This is a genomic window from Streptomyces sp. NPDC053069 (assembly GCF_044546895.1).
Taxonomy (GTDB): domain Bacteria; phylum Actinomycetota; class Actinomycetes; order Streptomycetales; family Streptomycetaceae; genus Streptomyces.
Genome location: NZ_JBITZN010000026.1, coordinates 48551 through 64112 on the forward strand (window position 1 = coordinate 48551; position 15562 = coordinate 64112).

Annotated in this window: 14 protein-coding genes and 1 pseudogene; 9 read left to right on the top strand and 6 right to left on the bottom strand. The window is 72.7% G+C overall.

All coding sequences use genetic code 11. The features are described 5' to 3' along the window. Positions 1 to 54 precede the first annotated feature (54 nt). On the bottom strand, positions 55 to 1119 hold the full coding sequence (locus ACIGXP_RS38985; protein WP_363217048.1) for a biotin/lipoate A/B protein ligase family protein: 1065 nt from the start codon (positions 1117 to 1119) through the stop codon (positions 55 to 57). Between the two features lie 381 nt (positions 1120 to 1500). On the opposite strand from ACIGXP_RS38985, the gene ACIGXP_RS38990 reads away from it, so the two are divergent. From ACIGXP_RS38990 to ACIGXP_RS39005, 4 genes are all read left to right on the top strand, one after another. Continuing rightward, the gene (locus ACIGXP_RS38990; RefSeq protein WP_399776642.1) at positions 1501 to 3321 is read left to right on the top strand and encodes a gamma-glutamyltransferase family protein; all 1821 of its coding nucleotides are present in this window, start codon (positions 1501 to 1503) and stop codon (positions 3319 to 3321) included. Between the two features lie 91 nt (positions 3322 to 3412). Then, complete coding sequence (locus ACIGXP_RS38995; protein ID WP_363217050.1) at positions 3413 to 4258, top strand: inositol monophosphatase family protein; 846 nt, start codon at positions 3413 to 3415, stop codon at positions 4256 to 4258. 439 nt (positions 4259 to 4697) lie between these two features. After that, entirely contained in the window at positions 4698 to 6116 is a 1419-nt protein-coding gene (locus ACIGXP_RS39000) for an NAD(P)/FAD-dependent oxidoreductase (RefSeq protein WP_363217052.1), read from the top strand. Continuing rightward, positions 6113 to 6622, top strand: a complete 510-nt coding sequence (locus ACIGXP_RS39005) for an O-acetyl-ADP-ribose deacetylase (RefSeq protein WP_399776646.1) — start codon at positions 6113 to 6115, stop codon at positions 6620 to 6622. Before ACIGXP_RS39000 ends, ACIGXP_RS39005 begins: the two co-directional genes overlap by 4 nt. Before the next feature lie 150 nt (positions 6623 to 6772). Here ACIGXP_RS39005 and ACIGXP_RS39010 read toward each other — a convergent pair whose 3' ends face one another. The 3 genes from ACIGXP_RS39010 to ACIGXP_RS39020 all read right to left on the bottom strand — a co-directional run bounded on the left by ACIGXP_RS39010 (position 6773) and on the right by ACIGXP_RS39020 (position 9567). After that, on the bottom strand, positions 6773 to 8503 hold the full coding sequence (locus tag ACIGXP_RS39010) for an aminotransferase class I/II-fold pyridoxal phosphate-dependent enzyme (protein WP_399776649.1): 1731 nt from the start codon (positions 8501 to 8503) through the stop codon (positions 6773 to 6775). A 45-nt stretch (positions 8504 to 8548) separates the two neighbouring features. Continuing rightward, positions 8549 to 9250, bottom strand: coding sequence for a B3/4 domain-containing protein (locus ACIGXP_RS39015; RefSeq protein ID WP_399776651.1), 702 nt, complete (start codon positions 9248 to 9250; stop codon positions 8549 to 8551). A 131-nt stretch (positions 9251 to 9381) separates the two neighbouring features. Beyond that, positions 9382 to 9567: a respiratory nitrate reductase subunit gamma gene (locus tag ACIGXP_RS39020; RefSeq protein WP_399776654.1), complete on the bottom strand. Its 186-nt coding sequence runs from the start codon at positions 9565 to 9567 to the stop codon at positions 9382 to 9384. 183 nt (positions 9568 to 9750) lie between these two features. Here ACIGXP_RS39020 and ACIGXP_RS39025 point away from each other — a divergent pair, with 183 nt between their 5' ends. The 3 genes from ACIGXP_RS39025 (at position 9751) to ACIGXP_RS39035 (ending at position 12828) form a co-directional block, all read left to right on the top strand. Next, complete coding sequence (locus tag ACIGXP_RS39025) at positions 9751 to 10623, top strand: methylenetetrahydrofolate reductase (RefSeq protein ID WP_399776656.1); 873 nt, start codon at positions 9751 to 9753, stop codon at positions 10621 to 10623. A 194-nt stretch (positions 10624 to 10817) separates the two neighbouring features. Then, complete coding sequence (locus ACIGXP_RS39030) at positions 10818 to 12296, top strand: AlkA N-terminal domain-containing protein (RefSeq protein WP_399776659.1); 1479 nt, start codon at positions 10818 to 10820, stop codon at positions 12294 to 12296. Positions 12297 to 12336: 40 nt separating this feature from the next. Then, entirely contained in the window at positions 12337 to 12828 is a 492-nt protein-coding gene (locus ACIGXP_RS39035) for a methylated-DNA--[protein]-cysteine S-methyltransferase (RefSeq protein WP_399776672.1), read from the top strand. An 83-nt stretch (positions 12829 to 12911) separates the two neighbouring features. On the opposite strand, the gene ACIGXP_RS39040 is transcribed toward ACIGXP_RS39035, so the two are convergent. After that, positions 12912 to 13871: a D-2-hydroxyacid dehydrogenase family protein gene (locus ACIGXP_RS39040; RefSeq protein ID WP_399776661.1), complete on the bottom strand. Its 960-nt coding sequence runs from the start codon at positions 13869 to 13871 to the stop codon at positions 12912 to 12914. Positions 13872 to 14064: 193 nt separating this feature from the next. Here ACIGXP_RS39040 and ACIGXP_RS39045 point away from each other — a divergent pair, with 193 nt between their 5' ends. Both ACIGXP_RS39045 and ACIGXP_RS39050 read left to right on the top strand, forming a co-directional pair. After that, the gene (locus ACIGXP_RS39045; protein ID WP_399776663.1) at positions 14065 to 14514 is read left to right on the top strand and encodes a hypothetical protein; all 450 of its coding nucleotides are present in this window, start codon (positions 14065 to 14067) and stop codon (positions 14512 to 14514) included. A gap of 209 nt (positions 14515 to 14723) precedes the next feature. After that, entirely contained in the window at positions 14724 to 15413 is a 690-nt protein-coding gene (locus ACIGXP_RS39050; RefSeq protein ID WP_399776665.1) for a hypothetical protein, read from the top strand. A 49-nt stretch (positions 15414 to 15462) separates the two neighbouring features. On the opposite strand, the pseudogene ACIGXP_RS39055 reads toward ACIGXP_RS39050, so the two are convergent. Further along, a pseudogene (locus tag ACIGXP_RS39055) lies at positions 15463 to 15562 on the bottom strand (IS481 family transposase); the annotation flags it as partial.

Consider the following 15562-nt stretch of genomic DNA (forward strand, 5'->3'; position numbering starts at 1 on the left):
GCGAGGGCAGCCCTTGACCTGTTGCTGAACCAGGGCTTCCGGCCGGGCCGGCGGCTACGGCACCCGCGCCGTCCACTCCGCAGAGGTGAACTTCGTCCGCGCCAGCTCCTGGGCGCGCGCCAGCTCCTCGTCAGTGATCTTGCCCGGTGCCAGGCCGTACCGCGCGCGGAACGACTCGATCATCCGGTCGATGACGGCCTCCCGTGGCAGCCCCGTCTGCCGCCGCAGCGGATCGACCCGCTTCTTCGCGCTTCTCGTCCCCTTGTCGGACAGCTTCTCCCGCCCGATGCGCAGCACCTCGGTCATCTTGTCGGCGTCGATGTCGTACGCCATCGTCACGTGGTGCAGCACGGCTCCCGGGCCCCCGCCGGGTCCGACGATCCGCTTCTGCGCCGCGCCCGCGATCTTGCCCTGGTCGGTCGCGATGTCGTTCAGCGGCTGGTACCAGGCGCGGATGCCCATGTCGCCGAGGGCGCCCAGCACCCAGTCGTCCAGATAGGCGTAGCTGTCCTGGAAGGACAGGCCCTGGACGAGGGACTCGGGCACCGACAGGGAGTACGTGATCGTGTTGCCGGGCTCCACGAACATCGCGCCGCCGCCGGAGATCCGCCGCACCACCTCGATGCCGTGCCGCGCGGCACCCTCAGGGTCCACCTCGTTGCGCAGGGACTGGAAGCTGCCGATGATCACCGCGGGGGCGGCCCACTCCCACACCCGCAGGGTCGGTGGCCGCCGGCCCGCGGCGACCTCGGTGGTCAGCACCTCGTCCAGGGCCATGTGCAGTGCGGGCGGCTGCGGGTCCTCGTGGATCAGCTGCCAGTCGTAGTCCGTCCAGTCCGTGGCACGCGCGAGCGCCCGGCGCACGGCGATCCCGACACCCTCCGGCGTCAGGCCGTACATCACGGTCCCCGCGGGCAGCGCCGCCTCGATCCGGGCGGCCAGCCCCGCCGCATCCGTGTCCGCGGGAGCACCCTCCAAGGCGCCGTTCACCGCGTCCAATGCCTCGTCGGGTTCCAGGAAGAAGTCGCCCGCCACGCGCACCTGCCGCAGCACGCCGTCCTCGGCCTCCACATCCACGACGACGAGCTTGCCGCCGGGCACCTTGTACTCACCGTGCACTGCCTGGCCCTCCGTTCCTGCCGCACGAGATCAACGCCTCGGCGGGCCGCCGTGTTCCCCGGACGGTGATCACACCCGCACGCTCACCTGCGACAGCTCCTGCCGCTCCTGCCGCTGCGAAGGCGAGCCGCAGGGGCCGGCGATACCGCTTCTGCGCCCGCCGACCGCCGCGGTTCAGGAGTGGCCCTCGCACTGAGGGAGTCTTGCCACGGGGGTGTCGGCCGCTGCCCGGTCTCCCTGTGACGTCTCTTCGATGACGCATCATGTGGTGTGCCTGGTGACCTCCGAACGTGCCGCGAAGCCCCAGCGTCCCGGATCCTCCCCAAGGCGTGTCCTGAGCCTCACCGGACCGACCGATGCCCATGAACAGCGAGGTGAGAGATGCAGTTCACCACCCGGCCCACCCTGCAGGGCACCTTCGGCATGGTGTCGTCCACCCACTGGCTGGCCTCCCAGTCGGCGATGGCGGTGCTGGAGAGCGGCGGGAACGCCTTCGACGCCGCCGTGGCCGGGGCGTTCGTGCTGCATGTGGTCGAGCCGCATCTGAACGGGCCGGCCGGAGAGGTACCGATTCTGCTCGCCCCGGCGGGCGATGCGGTGCGGGTGTTGTGCGGGCAGGGGGTCGCCCCGGCCGGGGCCACCGTCGCCCACTACCGGGGGCTCGGGCTGGACCTCGTACCCGGCACCGGACCGCTCGCGGCCGCCGTGCCCGGCGCGTTCGACGCCTGGCTGCTGCTCCTGCGCGACCACGGCACGAAGGCCCTGGACGACGTCCTGCGGTACGCCATCGGATACGCCGAGCACGGGCACGCGCCCGTGGAGAAGGCCGCCGCGACCGTGGAGACCGTACGGGAGCTGTTCGAGACCGAGTGGACCTCGTCGGCCGAGGTGTACCTGCCCGGCGGCCGGGCGCCCCGGCCCGGTGAACTCTTCCGTAATCCCGCGCTCGCCGCCACCTGGAAGCGGCTGCTGGCCGAGACCGCGGGCGCCGGTGACCGGGAGGCCCGGATCGACGCCGCGCGCGAGGTGTGGCGCTCGGGATTCATCGCCGAGGCCCTGGTACGGCAGTCCCGGCGGCCCACGATGGACACGAGCGGGATGCGGCACACCGGCACGCTCACCGAGGCCGACCTCGCCGGCTGGTCGGCGACCTACGAGACCCCGGTGACCTACGACTGGAACGGCTGGACCGTGTGCAAGGCCGGCCCCTGGAGCCAGGGCCCCGCACTCCTGCAGCAGCTCGCCCTGCTCCCGGCCGAGCTGCCCGCCTACGGCTCCGCCGAGTACGTCCACCTGCTGATCGAGGGCTGCAAACTCGCCATGGCCGACCGGGAGGCCTGGTACGGGGACGCCGCCGAGGTACCGGTCGCCCAACTGCTCTCGGACGGCTACAACACCGGCCGGCGGGCCCTGGTCGGTGCCAAGGCCTCCTGGGAACTGAGGCCCGGCAGCCCCGGCGGACGCACCCCGCGGCTCCCGGCGCAGGCGCACGCGCGCGTGGAGACCGGCAACGAGCGGGGTTTCGACCCGATGGGCGCGGGCGAGCCGACGGTCGCACAGCTCCCCGGCGAGCCTCAGGTGGCCGCCGACGGCACGACCCGCGGCGACACCTGCCACCTGGACGTCGTCGACCGCTGGGGCAACATGATCGCGGCCACGCCCAGCGGCGGCTGGCTGCAGTCGAACCCGGTCGTGCCCGAGCTGGGCTTCCCGCTCGGCACCCGCCTGCAGATGACCTGGCTGGAGGAGGGCCTGCCGAACTCCCTCACCCCCGGCCGCCGCCCGCGCACCACCCTCACCCCCTCCCTCGCGCTGCGCGACGGAGTGCCGGTCCTGGCCTTCGGCACGCCCGGCGGCGACCAGCAGGACCAGTGGCAGCTGCACTTCTTCCTCGCCGCGGCCCTGCGCGCCCCGGTCCGCGGCGCCCTCGACCTCCAGGGCGCGATCGACGCACCGAACTGGCACACCGACAGCTTCCCCAGTTCCTTCTATCCGCGCGGCCGCCACCCCGGCAGCGTCACCGTGGAGTCCCGCATGGCCCCCGGCGTCATCAAGGAGCTGCGGCGGCGCGGCCACGACGTCACCATCGGCCCCGCCTGGTCCGAGGGACGCCTGTGCGCGGTGGCCCGGGACCCGGAGACCGGCGTGCTGTCGGCGGCGGCCAACCCACGCGGGATGCAGGGGTACGCCGTCGGCCGCTGACCGATCATCCGGCACCCGTTCTTCATCCCGATTCCACCGGGCGTGCACCGGGCGGGCGGGGATTGTCAGTGGGGCGTGCTCTCATGGAGGCATGATCGAAGAGACGGAAACCATCGACGAGTTTCTCGACCGGTGCTCGGCCGACGTGGAGGAGGCGGTCCGCAAGGCGGCCGCGGCCGAGATCCTGCCCCGCTTCCGCCGCCTCGCCGAACACGAGGTGGACCAGAAGAGCGGCCCCCACGACCTGGTGACGGACGCAGACCGGCTCGCCGAGCTGCGGCTCACCCAGGACCTCGGCGCCCTGCTGCCCGGCTCGGTCGTGGTCGGCGAGGAGGCGGTGCACGCCGACCCGGCGACGTACGCCGCGCTCCAGGGCGACGCGCCGGTCTGGATCGTCGACCCGGTCGACGGCACCCGCCAGTTCGTGCACGGTGACGACGGGTTCTGCACCCTGGTCGCGCTCGCCCACCGGGGCGTCGTCCGCGCCTCCTGGACCTACGCAGCGGCGCGCGACCAGCTCGCCACCGCGGTCCGTGGCCGGGGCGCCTTCCTCGACGGCGAGCGGCTGTTCGCGGGCACGCCGACGCCCGGCCGGGACCTCGTCGTCGCCACGTCCCACCCGGACTACACCACCGACGAGCAGAAGCGCGCCCTGCGTGCCCTGTGGACCGACGGCCTCGCCCCCCGCCCCTGCGGTTCGGCGGGCCTGGAGTATCTCGCCGTCGCCCGGGGCGAGTTGGATGCCGTCGCCTTCTCCTGGGAGGCGGCATGGGACCACGCGGCCGGCCTGCTCCTCGTCGAGGAGGCGGGCGGCACGCATCTCACCCGCGCCGGCGAGCCGTTCCGCGTGACCGGCGGCAACGCGCTGCCGTTCACGGCGGCCCGGGACACCGCGACCGCCCACCGACTGACCGAACTGCTGCGCACGACCCCCTGAGGCCCAGGCCTGCCCGCCCCGGTCCGCGGCGGTCGGGGGCTCGCGGTTCGCTGTGTGGGGCGAATGGGGGTGCGGTTGTGTTTGCGTTCGCTGGTGTGTCCGGCGGTCGGGGGGCTGACGGTCGGCTGGGCCCGGCGGCCGACGACCGGCGGGCCCGTGCCGTCGCGTCGGATCCGTTCTCGGTGGTCGGGTGCGGGTGACGGTCAGGGCTTGGCGCTCGGCTGGGAGCGGCGCACGGCAAGGCCGTGGCGTCCGGTCCGCCCCTGCCACCGGGCGGCCGGGAGGTGCTCGCGGGTCCGCCGGGCCCCGCCGGGTACGGCTCCTCTCGGCCCCGCCCGCGGGCCGGAACCGGTCGCACGGACCACCCGGACGGGGAGAGCGTCAGTCCTCCGGCATATCCTGGCCCCGAGTGGCCATCGGCTGACGAAGGGGTCCGAAGGTGCCGTCGATGCTCGATGCGGTCGTGGTGGGTGCGGGACCGAACGGACTGACCGCTGCCGTGGAGCTGGCCCGCCGCGGCTTCTCCGTCGCGCTGTTCGAGGCGAGGTCCACCGTGGGCGGAGGCGCCCGCACCGAGGAACTGACGCTGCCCGGCTTCCGGCACGACCCGTGCTCGGCCGCCCACCCCCTCGGCATCAACTCACCGGCGTTCCGCGCCCTGCCCCTGGACCGCTACGGCCTCCAGTGGCTGCATTCCGAGCTGCCGATGGCGCACCCCTTCCTCGACGGCAGCGCGGCCGTGCTCGCCCGCTCGGTCGCCGAGACGGCCGCCTCCTTCGGGCCGCGCGACGCGGGCGCGTACCGCAGACTGGTCGAGCCGTTCCTCCACCACTGGGACACCCTCGTACAGGACTTCATGTCCCTGCCGCTCAGCGCGCTCCCGCGAGACCCCGTCACCCTGGCCCGCTTCGGTCTGACCGGGCTGCCGCCGTCCACCTGGCTGCTGCGCCGCTTCAAGGACGAGCGGGCCAAGGCCCTGTTCGCCGGTCTGGTCGCGCATGTGATCGCGCCGCTGAACGGCCTGGCCACCGGCGCCATCGGCCTGGTCTTCGCGCTGTCCGCGCACGCCCGCGGCTGGCCGGTGCCCCGCGGCGGCTCCCAGGCGATCTCCGACGCCCTCGCCGGCTATCTCAAGGACCTCGGCGGCGCCGTACACACCGACTACGAGGTCAAGCGGCTGGACGACCTGCCGCCCGCGCGGGCGTACGTCTTCGACACCTCGCCCACCGCTCTCGCCCGCATCGCCGGCTTCGGCGACCACTACCGCACCTACCGCTACGGCCCGAGCGTCTTCAAGATCGACTACGCGCTCGACGGCCCCGTGCCCTGGACCGCGCCCGAGGCCCGCGCCGCCACGACCGTCCAGATCGGCGCGAGCCAGGCCGAGATCTCCACCGCCCTGCGCGCCGCCGCCCGCGAGGGCCGCGCACCCGGCCGGCCGTTCATGATCACCGTGCAGCCCAGTGTCGTCGACCCGACCCGTGCCCCCGAGGGCAAGCAGGTCTTCTGGGCGTACGGCCATGTCCCGAACGGCTGGTCCGGCGACCTCACCGACGCCATGGAACGCCAACTGGAGCGCTTCGCCCCCGGTTTCCGCGACCGCGTCCTCGCCCGCGCGGTCTCCGGCCCCGCGGAGCTGGCCGCCCACAACGCCAACTACGTCGGCGGGGACATCGCCTGCGGCGCGGCGTCCGGACTCCAGCTGCTGCTGCGCCCGAGACCGTCCCTGTTCCCGTACCACACCCCGCATCCGGCCGTCTTCATCTGCTCCGCGGCCACCCCGCCGGGACCGGGCGTGCACGGCATGTCGGGGCACAACGCGGCCAAGGCCGTCTGGCGCAGACTGAGGCAGACATGACCACCATCACCCTCGTCCAGGGAGACATCACCCGGCAGAGCGCCGACGCGATCGTCAACGCGGCCAACTCCTCCCTCCTTGGCGGCGGCGGGGTCGACGGCGCGATCCACCGGCGCGGCGGCCCCGCCATCCTTCAGGAGTGCCGCGCCCTGCGCGCCTCCCGGTACGGCAGGGGCCTGCCCACCGGCCAGGCGGTCGCCACGACGGCGGGTGCACTGGACGCCCGCTGGGTCATCCACACGGTAGGTCCGGTGTACAGCCAGAGCGAGGACCGTTCGGAGCTGCTGGCCTCCTGCTACCGCGAGTCCCTGAAACTCGCCGGCGAACTCGGCGCCCGCACGGTCGCGTTCCCGGCGGTCTCCACCGGTGTGTACCGGTGGCCGATGGAGGACGCGGCCCGGATCGCCGTGGAGACGGTGCGGGCCACGGACACGGCGGTCGAGGAGGTCCGGTTCGTCCTCTTCGACGAGCGGGCGTACGAGGCGTTCGCCGCGCAGCTCCGCTGACCAGATCGCCGTGGGTTCCTGGCCCCCCGATGTCCGTGGTGGCGCAACCAGGCATGGCGGACTACGGACGGGTCAGGTGCCAGGCGTCCCCTGTGTGGTGACCTTCCCGACGCCTCCCAAGACGGTTAATCCTGAGGGGGGTTCGTCCGGTCAGGACAGTTCGCGCAGGGTTCTGCCGAGCAGGGCCACGCCCTCGGCGATGGCTCCCGGAGCGGTGGCCGCATAGCCGAGGACGAGTCCGGGCGGGCCCGGCAACTGCCGGTGCCAGGACAGCGGTTGGCACTTCACGCCCCGTGCCAGCGCGGCGGCGGCCACCTCGGTGTCGGGTACGTCCGCCGCGTACGTGACCGTCAGATGCAGCCCGGCCGCGGCGCCGTGCACGGTCCCGCCGGGCAGGTGCTCGGCGAGGGCGGCGATCATCGCGTCGCGGCGGTCGCGGTGCCGGCGCCGCACCAGCCGTAGCCGTCGCTCCAGGTCACCGGAGGCCATCAGCCGGGCGAGCACCAGTTGCGGCAGCACGGGGTTGCCCAGATCGTTGAACCGCTTGGCGTCGACCAGGCCCGCACGAAGACGGGGCGGGGCCACCAGCCAGCCGATGCGCAGCGCCGGGGCGAGCAGCTTGGACACGCTGCCCATGTAGCACACCCGGTCGGCCAGCAGTGCCCGCAACGCGGGGACCGGCGGGCGGTCGTAGCGGTGCTCCGCGTCGTAGTCGTCCTCCAGGATCAGCCCGCCGTCCCGCGCCCAGCCCAGCAGTTCACGCCGGCGCTCGCCGCTGGTCACCACCCCCGTCGGGAACTGGTGGGCCGGCGTGAGCAGTACCGCCGGGGCGCCGGTCGCGCGCAACGCGTCCACCCGGACCCCGTCCTCGTCCACCGGCACCGGCGGGGTACCGAGGCCCCCGTTGCGCAGGTGCTGACGGCTCCCGAGCGAGCCGGGGTCCTCCACGGCGACGGTGTCGATGCCGTCCGCCCGCAGCACCTGGTGCAGCAGCGTGAGGGCCTGGGCGGTGCCCGCGACGATCAGCACTTCGTCCGGCTCCACCCGCACGCCCCGCATCCGCGCGAGCCAGTCGGCGACGGCCCGCCGCAGCGCGGGTGCGCCCCGGGGGTCGCCGTACCCGAGGTGCTCGGCGGCCAGGTCCGCCAGGACGGCACGCTCGGCACGCAGCCAGGCGGTACGCGGGAAGGTGGCCAGGTCCGGCCGCCCCGGGGTGAGGTCGACGACGGCCGGTGCGGTCCGCAGCGCGTCGAAGACATCGGCCTCGGGGACGCGGGAGGACGGCGTCGGTGTCCCGGACGTGGGGCGGGGTGATGCGGGGTGGGGCCGGGTGTCGGTCGGGCCGGGGGGCACTGTGCCGGGCACGCCGGTGTGCGGCGATCCGGGCGTGTGGACGGGCGGTGTCGCGGACGTGCCGGGAAGGGGGCTGCCCGGTGCGGTGTGCGCCGGGCCCTTCGGCGGCCCCCCACCTCTCAGCGGCCCCCCGTCCTCGGCAGACCCGCCGTCCTCGGCAGACCCCCCGTCTGCCGCAGCCCCGCCGTCGTCCGGAGACCCGCCCTCCAAGACCCCCCGCGTCCGAGCGAACGGCGCCGGGACGAACGGGGCCGCGACCACCACCGTGCCCCCGCGGCGGCGGCCCTCCAGGTGGCCGTCCTCGGCGAGGCGGCGGTACGCCTCGGTGATCACTCCTCGGGAGACGTGCAGTTCGGCGGCCAGTACCCGGGTGGGCGGCAGTCTGCTGCCCACCGCCAGCCGGCCGTCCGCTATCGCCTGCCGCAACCGGCCCGCCAGCCACTCCGCCTTCCCGCCGGCGGGCACGTCACCGGCCGCCAGCTGCAGGAAGTCCGAGCCCCGCCCCGGGAGTTCACCTGTGGCGGGCATGAGTGTCCCCTCGTTCATCCTGCCGATGCTGCCATGCCGCCCGGCTCAGTCGCCGAAGACGAACTCAGGCGCGCCCCTGGTGAGCACGGCCGTCCCGGTGACCGCTCCCCAGTGCGCCGCCACCTCCTCCTGCACCGTCTTCAGCAGCTCGGATACGGTCTCCGCGCCGCCGTCGTGCATGGCCTCCGCCACCACCAGCACCCGGCGGGTGTGCTCCCCGACCGCCGAGTGGCCGCTCTGCCGGTGGGTCCAGCGCCGGGCGTGCGCCCGTCCCGCGGAGTCGACGAACGTCACCTCGCCGGGCGCGGGCCGCTCGACGCCACCGCCGAACGCCGTGTACGTCTCGTCGCCGACGGCCGGCCGCACCTCCAGCAGCGGCCCGGCGATCCGGTCGGCGTCGAGAACCGCCACCGGGACGGCGTACGCCACCGACAGCGCGTTGCACAGGTCGACCAGCGGATGGATGCGCGGCAGCGCCCCGTCCTTGCGCAGCCGCCGCAGCAGCGACTCCGAGGCGGACCGGTACTGCGTCGGCTTCACTCCCAGCCGGGTGAACGCCCGCCGCCAGGCCAGTACTTCGGGGAACTCGCCCTCGCCGGCGCCGGCCAGCCGGGCCCGGGCGCGGCTGGTGTACGCGGCGGCGCGCGGGCCGGTGTCCGCAGCGGCGCCGACGCCGGTGGCGTACAGCGCGCCGGAGGCCAGTTCGGGGAACGTGGCCCAGATGGTGTCCGCGTGCCGGAATCGCATGGTGAGGGTCTCCTCGGGGTCGCTCCTCGGGGTCGGGAACACCACCCTGCCGGGAGCGTGGTCCACTCACCAGAGCCAAAGTGGGTGCGTCTCACCGGTCCATAACCGCGGCCACGGGTTCACGACCGCGTTCACCGGTCCACGACCGCGCCGCGGGCGCCCGTGCCGCCGCCCCGGGAGCGGTGGACGACGTACGGACGCACGACGTAGCCGAAGGGGACGGCGAACGCGTGCACCGGACGGCCGAACGGCCACAGCGCGAACAGGGCCGGGGCGAGCAGCGCGTGGCACTGGTAGACGAGCGGTGCGTGCGCCATCGCCCGACGACCCGCTGAACCCGGCGCCGTAGCGGCCCGGGATTCCGGCGTCCGGGTGCCCGCCCGTCGTCTAGAGCTGTCCGGAAGGACGTGACAGACGCTTGCCCTCCCCCTCGCCCCTGGCCCGGCTGCCCGCGTGACATCATCGGCCGAGGTCAGGAACGCCGTCGTACGAGGAGCACGATGAACCCCGCTCTCACCGTCCCCCCGGCCGTCGGTGCCGCTCTGCTGGACGACTTCTCCCTGGAGATGACCGGCAAGGACGTGCCGCGGCTGGAGGAGGCTCAGGGCAGCATCCCGCGGGGCACCCGGATCAACATCACCTTCCTCGCCAACGAAGACCTCGGCATGCGGCTGGCGGCCGCCCGCGCGGTCAAGCGGCTCGGCTTCGTCCCCGTACCGCACATCTCCGCGCGCCGCCTGCCCTCCCGCGCAGCCCTGGAGGAGTTCCTGTCCGGGCTGTCCGAGGACGGCACGGCCGAGAACGTCTTCGTCGTCGGCGGCGACCCCGCCCACCCCGAGGGCCCCTACGAGGACGCCCTCGCCGTGCTGCGTACCGGACTGCTCCAGCGCCACGGCGTCCGCCACGTCGGTATCAGCGGCTACCCGGAGGGCCACCCCGCGATAACCGACCGCACGCTGTGGTCGGCGCTCACGGACAAGGCGGCGGCCATCGGGGCGCACCGGTTCGGCGGCGACGTCATCACCCAGTTCGGCTTCGACGCCGACCCGGTCCTCACCTGGCTGGAGGCCGCCCGCGCCCGGGGCGTGCACCTGCCCGTCCGCATCGGTGTGCCCGGACCGGCGGGCGTGCGCCGGCTGCTCGGCTACGCCACCCGCTTCGGCGTCGCCACCAGCGCCTCGGTCGCCCGCAAGTACGGTTTCTCGCTGACCAACCTCATGGGCACGACCGGCCCGGACCGCTTCCTGCACGCGCTCGCCCGCCGCTACGACCCCGAGCGGCACGGCGCGGTGAAGGTGCACTTCTACACCTTCGGCGGGCTGCGGCACACCGCGGAGTGGGTCACCCGCTTCCGGCAGGAGACCCCCGCCTAGGGGGTGTCGGCCGGCCTGATCCATACGACACCCCCTGGGCCGCGACACGGCTCCACGGCGGCCGACCCCCGGCTTGCACCGGCCCCCGGGCATCCCTCGCACCCCACCCCGGATTCGGGAACCGGGCAGGCCGGCGGAGGCTGGTGTCGGATTTCCGCCAGCACGGGCTGCCCCGGGTGGCCGATGCTGGAGGCATGCAGACAGCGACCCACCTCGACCGTGAGCACTGCGTACGCGCCGTGCAGTCCAAGGATGCACGGTTCGACGGGTGGTTCTTCACGGCCGTTGTGACCACCCGGATCTACTGCCGGCCCAGCTGCCCCGTCGTCCCGCCCAAACCGGAGAACATGACGTTCTACCCGAGCGCGGCCGCCTGCCAGCAGGCCGGGTTCAGGGCCTGCAAGCGCTGCCGCCCGGACACCAGCCCGGGCTCGCCGGAGTGGAACCAGCGCGCCGACCTGGTGGCCCGCGCCATGCGGCTCATCGCCGACGGCGTCGTGGACCGCGAGGGCGTGCCCGGCCTCGCCGTCCGGCTCGGCTACAGCACCCGCCAGGTGGAGCGGCAGTTGCTCGCCGAACTGGGCGCAGGACCCCTCGCGCTCGCCCGTGCCCAGCGCGCCCAGACCGCGCGGCTGCTCATCGAGACCACCCCACTGCCCATGGCGGAGATCGCCTTCGCGGCCGGATTCTCCTCCATCCGCACCTTCAACGACACCGTCCGCGAGGTCTTCGCCCTGACCCCGAGCGAGCTGCGCACCCGAGCGCCCGAGTCCGGGACCGGCACACCCGGCGGGATCAGCCTGCGGCTGCCGTTCCGCGCCCCGCTCAACCCCTCCAACCTCTTCGGCCACCTCGCCGCCACGGCCGTACCCGGCGTCGAGGAGTGGCGGGACGGCGCCTACCGGCGCACGCTCCGGCTGCCGTACGGCCACGGGATCCTCGCGCTCACCCCCCGCCCCGATCACATCGCCTGCCGTCTCACCCTGAGCGACCTGCGCGACCTGACCGTGGCGATCAGCCGCTGCCGCCGCCTGCTCGACCTGGATGCCGACCCCGTCGCCGTCGACGACCACCTGCGCACGGACCCGTTCCTCGCGCCCCTGGTCGACAAGGCGCCCGGCCGCCGTGTGCCACGCACGGTCGACGAGGCCGAGTTCGCCGTCCGTGCCGTACTCGGGCAGCAGGTGTCCACGGCCGCCGCCCGCACCCATGCGGCCCGCCTGGTCACCGCGCACGGCAAGCCCCTGGACGACCCCGAGGGCGGCCTCACCCACCTGTTCCCGTCCCCCGAGGCCTTGGCCGCCGTCGACCCCGGGGCGCTGGCGATGCCCCGCACCCGGCGCACCACCTTCACCACCCTCGTCCGCGAACTCGCCGACGGCACCCTCCACTTGGGCGTCGAGAGCGACTGGTCCGAGGCCCGCGCCAGGCTCCTCGCCCTCCCCGGCTTCGGCCCCTGGACCGTCGACGTCATCGCCATGCGCGCCCTCGGCGACCCCGACGCCTTCCTCCCCACCGACCTCGGCATCCGGCGCGCGGCGGGGGAGCTGGGCCTGCCGTCCACCCCGGCCGCGCTCACCGCCCGCGCCGAGGCATGGCGGCCGTGGCGGGCGTACGCGGTGCAGTACCTGTGGGCGACCGACAGCCATCCGATCAACTTCCTCCCCGTGTAAGAAGGTTGCACCCGTGACTTCCATGACAGCCGCGACATCCGTGGCCTGCCACACCGTGATCGACAGCCCCTACGGCCCGCTCACCCTGGTCGCCGACGCCGACGGCGCCCTGTGCGGGCTGTACATGAACGGCCAGCGGCACCGCCCGGCCGAGGAGAACTTCGGCCCGCGGGACGACACCCCGGCCGTCTTCGCCGAGGCCGGGGAGCAGCTGACGGCGTACTTCGCGGGGGAGTTGACGCTGTTCACCGTCGAACTCGCCCTTGGGGGAACGCCGTTCCAGCGCAGCGTCTGGGCACAGCTCACCCGCATCCCCTACGGCGAGACCCGCACCTACGGCGAACTCGCCGACGCCCTCGGCAGTCCCGGTGCCTCCCGTGCCGTGGGCCTGGCCAACGGGCGCAATCCCGTCGGGATCATCGTCCCCTGCCACCGCGTCATCGGCTCCGACGGCAGCCTCACCGGCTACGGCGGCGGCCTGGACCGCAAGCGCCGGCTGCTGGACTTCGAACGCGGCACGGCCCTCTTCTGAGCAGGAGACGGCCCTCTTCCCGCTCCTCGACCCATGGCCGGCTCCGGCGGGCGTGCGGTCCGCCGGAGGCCGCGACGGGCACGTCAGCCGAGGAGCCGGACCGGGGCGCCGTCGAGATAGGCCTGGATGTCCTCCACGGCCTGGCCGTAGTAGCGCGCGTAGTTGGCGCGGGACACATAGCCCAGATGCGGGGTGGCCAGCAGGCGCGGCGCGCTGCGCATCGGGTGGTCGGCGGGCAGCGGTTCCACGTCGAAGACATCGACACCGGCGCCGGCGATACGGCCCTCGTGCAGCGCGGCGAGCAGCGCGTCCTGGTCGACGATCGCGGCCCGCGAGGTGTTGATCAGGTAGGCGGTCGGCTTGAGCAGGGAGAGTTCGGCGGCGCCGATCAGCCCGCGGGTCCGGTCGCTCAGCGAGAGGTGTACGGACACGAAGTCGCTGCTCGCGAGCAGTTCCTCCTTGGAGGGGGCGAGGCGTACGCCGGCCTCGTCGGCGCGCTCCTCGGTGAGGTTCTGGCTCCAGGCGACGACCTCCATCCCGAAGGCGAGCCCGACCTGCGCCACCCGGCTGCCGATCCTGCCCAGGCCGAGCAGCCCGAGCGTACGGCCGTGCAGGTCGGCACCGACGGTGGACTGCCAGGGGCCGCCCGCGCGCAGCGCGTTGTTCTCCTCGACGATGCCGCGGGCGAGGCCCAGCAGCAGGGCCCAGGTCAGCTCGACCGGCGGTGTGCCGGAGCTCTCCGTCCCGCACACGGTGACGCCACCCGCCTTCGCCGCCGCGTGGTCGATCACCGAGTTGCGCATACCGGAGGCGATCAGGAGCCTCAGCCGGGGCAGCCGGCTCAGCAGACTCGCCGGGAACGGCACACGCTCGCGCAGTGTGACCACACAGTCGAAGTCGGCGAGCGCGGCGGCGAGTTCGTCCTCGCTCGCGAAGTGCTCGCCGAACGAGACGACTTCAACGCGGTCGCCCAGCACCGACCAGTCGGCGGACGTGACCGCCACGTTCTGGAAGTCGTCGAGTACGGCGCAGCGGAATCGCATGTCGTTCCTCCCGGAGAATTGCGCTGTCGGAGCACAGACACGGGCGGCCGCCCGGCCGGGCGGCCACCGCAGGAAGATCTTGCCCCTACCGGTCGACGGGCCGGGCGAGGGGGTCGCCGACGGACAGCGACGGGGCGGGCAACCGGGCCCCGGATGCTGTCGAAGCGTCATGTACCCGAGCGGGAGCGGTGCGGTGGAAAGCAGGTTGCAGCGGAAACTCCGGGAGCACCGGGAAAAGGCCGCGCTGAAGATCATCGAGGACAGGCTCGGCGATGTGCGCACCGGCGGCAGCCTTCAGCCGGGTGCGGAGCCGGAGTGGGTGACGGCTGCGATCAGGCGATCCCGGTGCATCCACACGGACCCGACCGACCGGCTTCCCGACGACACGTCGCCGGAGGAACTCGACGCGTGGCTGGACGGGTTGCTGACCCGGACCTCCATGAGCGGCCGGCTCTACGTGAGGAGCCATCTCGGTATCTTGCCCTGGCTGGAGTGCGAGGTCCCCGGGCAAGGCTGGACGGCCCGATTGCGGGAGGCGATCGAGGATCCGTGGATGTTCCTGTCGGGGAGACTGGACTCCCTCGTCATCGTGTCCGAGGCCGAGTACTGGTACGAGGCCTGTGTGAGCTGCGGCGGCCCCTGACGGATGATCAGGCGGGCGCCGTGGTCGGCGGCGACGCCGACGGGGTCCAGCCGTTCGCCGAACATCACCGTCGCCGACTTCCGGATCTTCTGGACCTGCACCGCTCTGCAACAGAAGCGCCACAAGGGCGGCTGTTTCACTCGATCGTCGTGTGAGTGACATTGATGTGGGGCACGATGCGGACATCGCATGGAGCCGGGGGGCCGATCATGAACAGTGCACAGTGGGCAAGTTTGTTGGCCGGCATCGGTGGAGTGGTCGCTGGATCAATTGCCCCGATCTACGACAAGCACAAATCCAAGCTGGTGGGCCTGGGAGCTGTTCTGATTGTGGTCGCGTTGATCACTGGGGTGGTCGGGACCTTCAGTGGCGGTCGAGACAAGGTTGATGCACATCCCGGATCACGTTCGCCTTCAAGTGCTCCTTCGAAAAGTGCACCGGTGCCCACCACGCAGAGTGAGGTTCCCTCAGCAGCCGGCGTCTCGGAAACGCCGGACAGAACTCCGGAATCGGACCCGGCGCACGCGCTGGACAAGTACATGGACGCCCCACAGGACATCGAGGTTGGTGAGGGAAATTACCTCGATGTTGACAGCATGCGTCTCGGTCGGGAGGGGGGACAGAATTACGACGTTCATTTGGATGGCGAACGGCTCTTCTATGGCCACACTTATGGGACGGCCGATACTACGGTGTCAGTAATCACCAATGACCTGGTCCCCGCGTGTGCTTCCCGCGGGCGCCCTGAGGACGTGGTTTTTCTGTATGAGATGCACGCGAATGAAAGCGTTTGCGTAAAAAGCAGCGCCGGGCGCTGGACTCTTCTTGTTCCCGTCAAATACGACAGTGACACTGCCGTGGAAACATTCCGGGTGGGCTATCTCAAGAATCCTACGTAACGGACGATACGGCTGCGTAAGGCCAAGGCCGAAGGACGCCTTGAGGAGCCTAGATGTATTGACCTGAAGCGTTGTTCACACGGCTGATCGGTGGCTGGCCTCCGAGTGCTGTGTGGCAGCGATGGTGGTTGTAGGTGTGCAGGAAGTCT

What these genes read in the sequence shown, in the direction of transcription:
- ACIGXP_RS38995 (WP_363217050.1), top strand. Translation starts at nt 3,413, where the DNA reads ATGATCGAAGAGACGGAAACCATCGACGAGTTTCTCGACCGGTGCTCG.
- ACIGXP_RS39015 (WP_399776651.1), bottom strand. Translation starts at nt 9,250, where the DNA reads ATGCGATTCCGGCACGCGGACACCATCTGGGCCACGTTCCCCGAACTG.
- ACIGXP_RS39010 (WP_399776649.1), bottom strand. Translation starts at nt 8,503, where the DNA reads ATGCCCGCCACAGGTGAACTCCCGGGGCGGGGCTCGGACTTCCTGCAG.
- ACIGXP_RS39020 (WP_399776654.1), bottom strand. Translation starts at nt 9,567, where the DNA reads ATGGCGCACGCACCGCTCGTCTACCAGTGCCACGCGCTGCTCGCCCCG.
- ACIGXP_RS39050 (WP_399776665.1), top strand. Translation starts at nt 14,724, where the DNA reads ATGAACAGTGCACAGTGGGCAAGTTTGTTGGCCGGCATCGGTGGAGTG.
- ACIGXP_RS39040 (WP_399776661.1), bottom strand. Translation starts at nt 13,871, where the DNA reads ATGCGATTCCGCTGCGCCGTACTCGACGACTTCCAGAACGTGGCGGTC.
- ACIGXP_RS39025 (WP_399776656.1), top strand. Translation starts at nt 9,751, where the DNA reads ATGAACCCCGCTCTCACCGTCCCCCCGGCCGTCGGTGCCGCTCTGCTG.
- ACIGXP_RS39030 (WP_399776659.1), top strand. Translation starts at nt 10,818, where the DNA reads ATGCAGACAGCGACCCACCTCGACCGTGAGCACTGCGTACGCGCCGTG.
- ACIGXP_RS38990 (WP_399776642.1), top strand. Translation starts at nt 1,501, where the DNA reads ATGCAGTTCACCACCCGGCCCACCCTGCAGGGCACCTTCGGCATGGTG.
- ACIGXP_RS39005 (WP_399776646.1), top strand. Translation starts at nt 6,113, where the DNA reads ATGACCACCATCACCCTCGTCCAGGGAGACATCACCCGGCAGAGCGCC.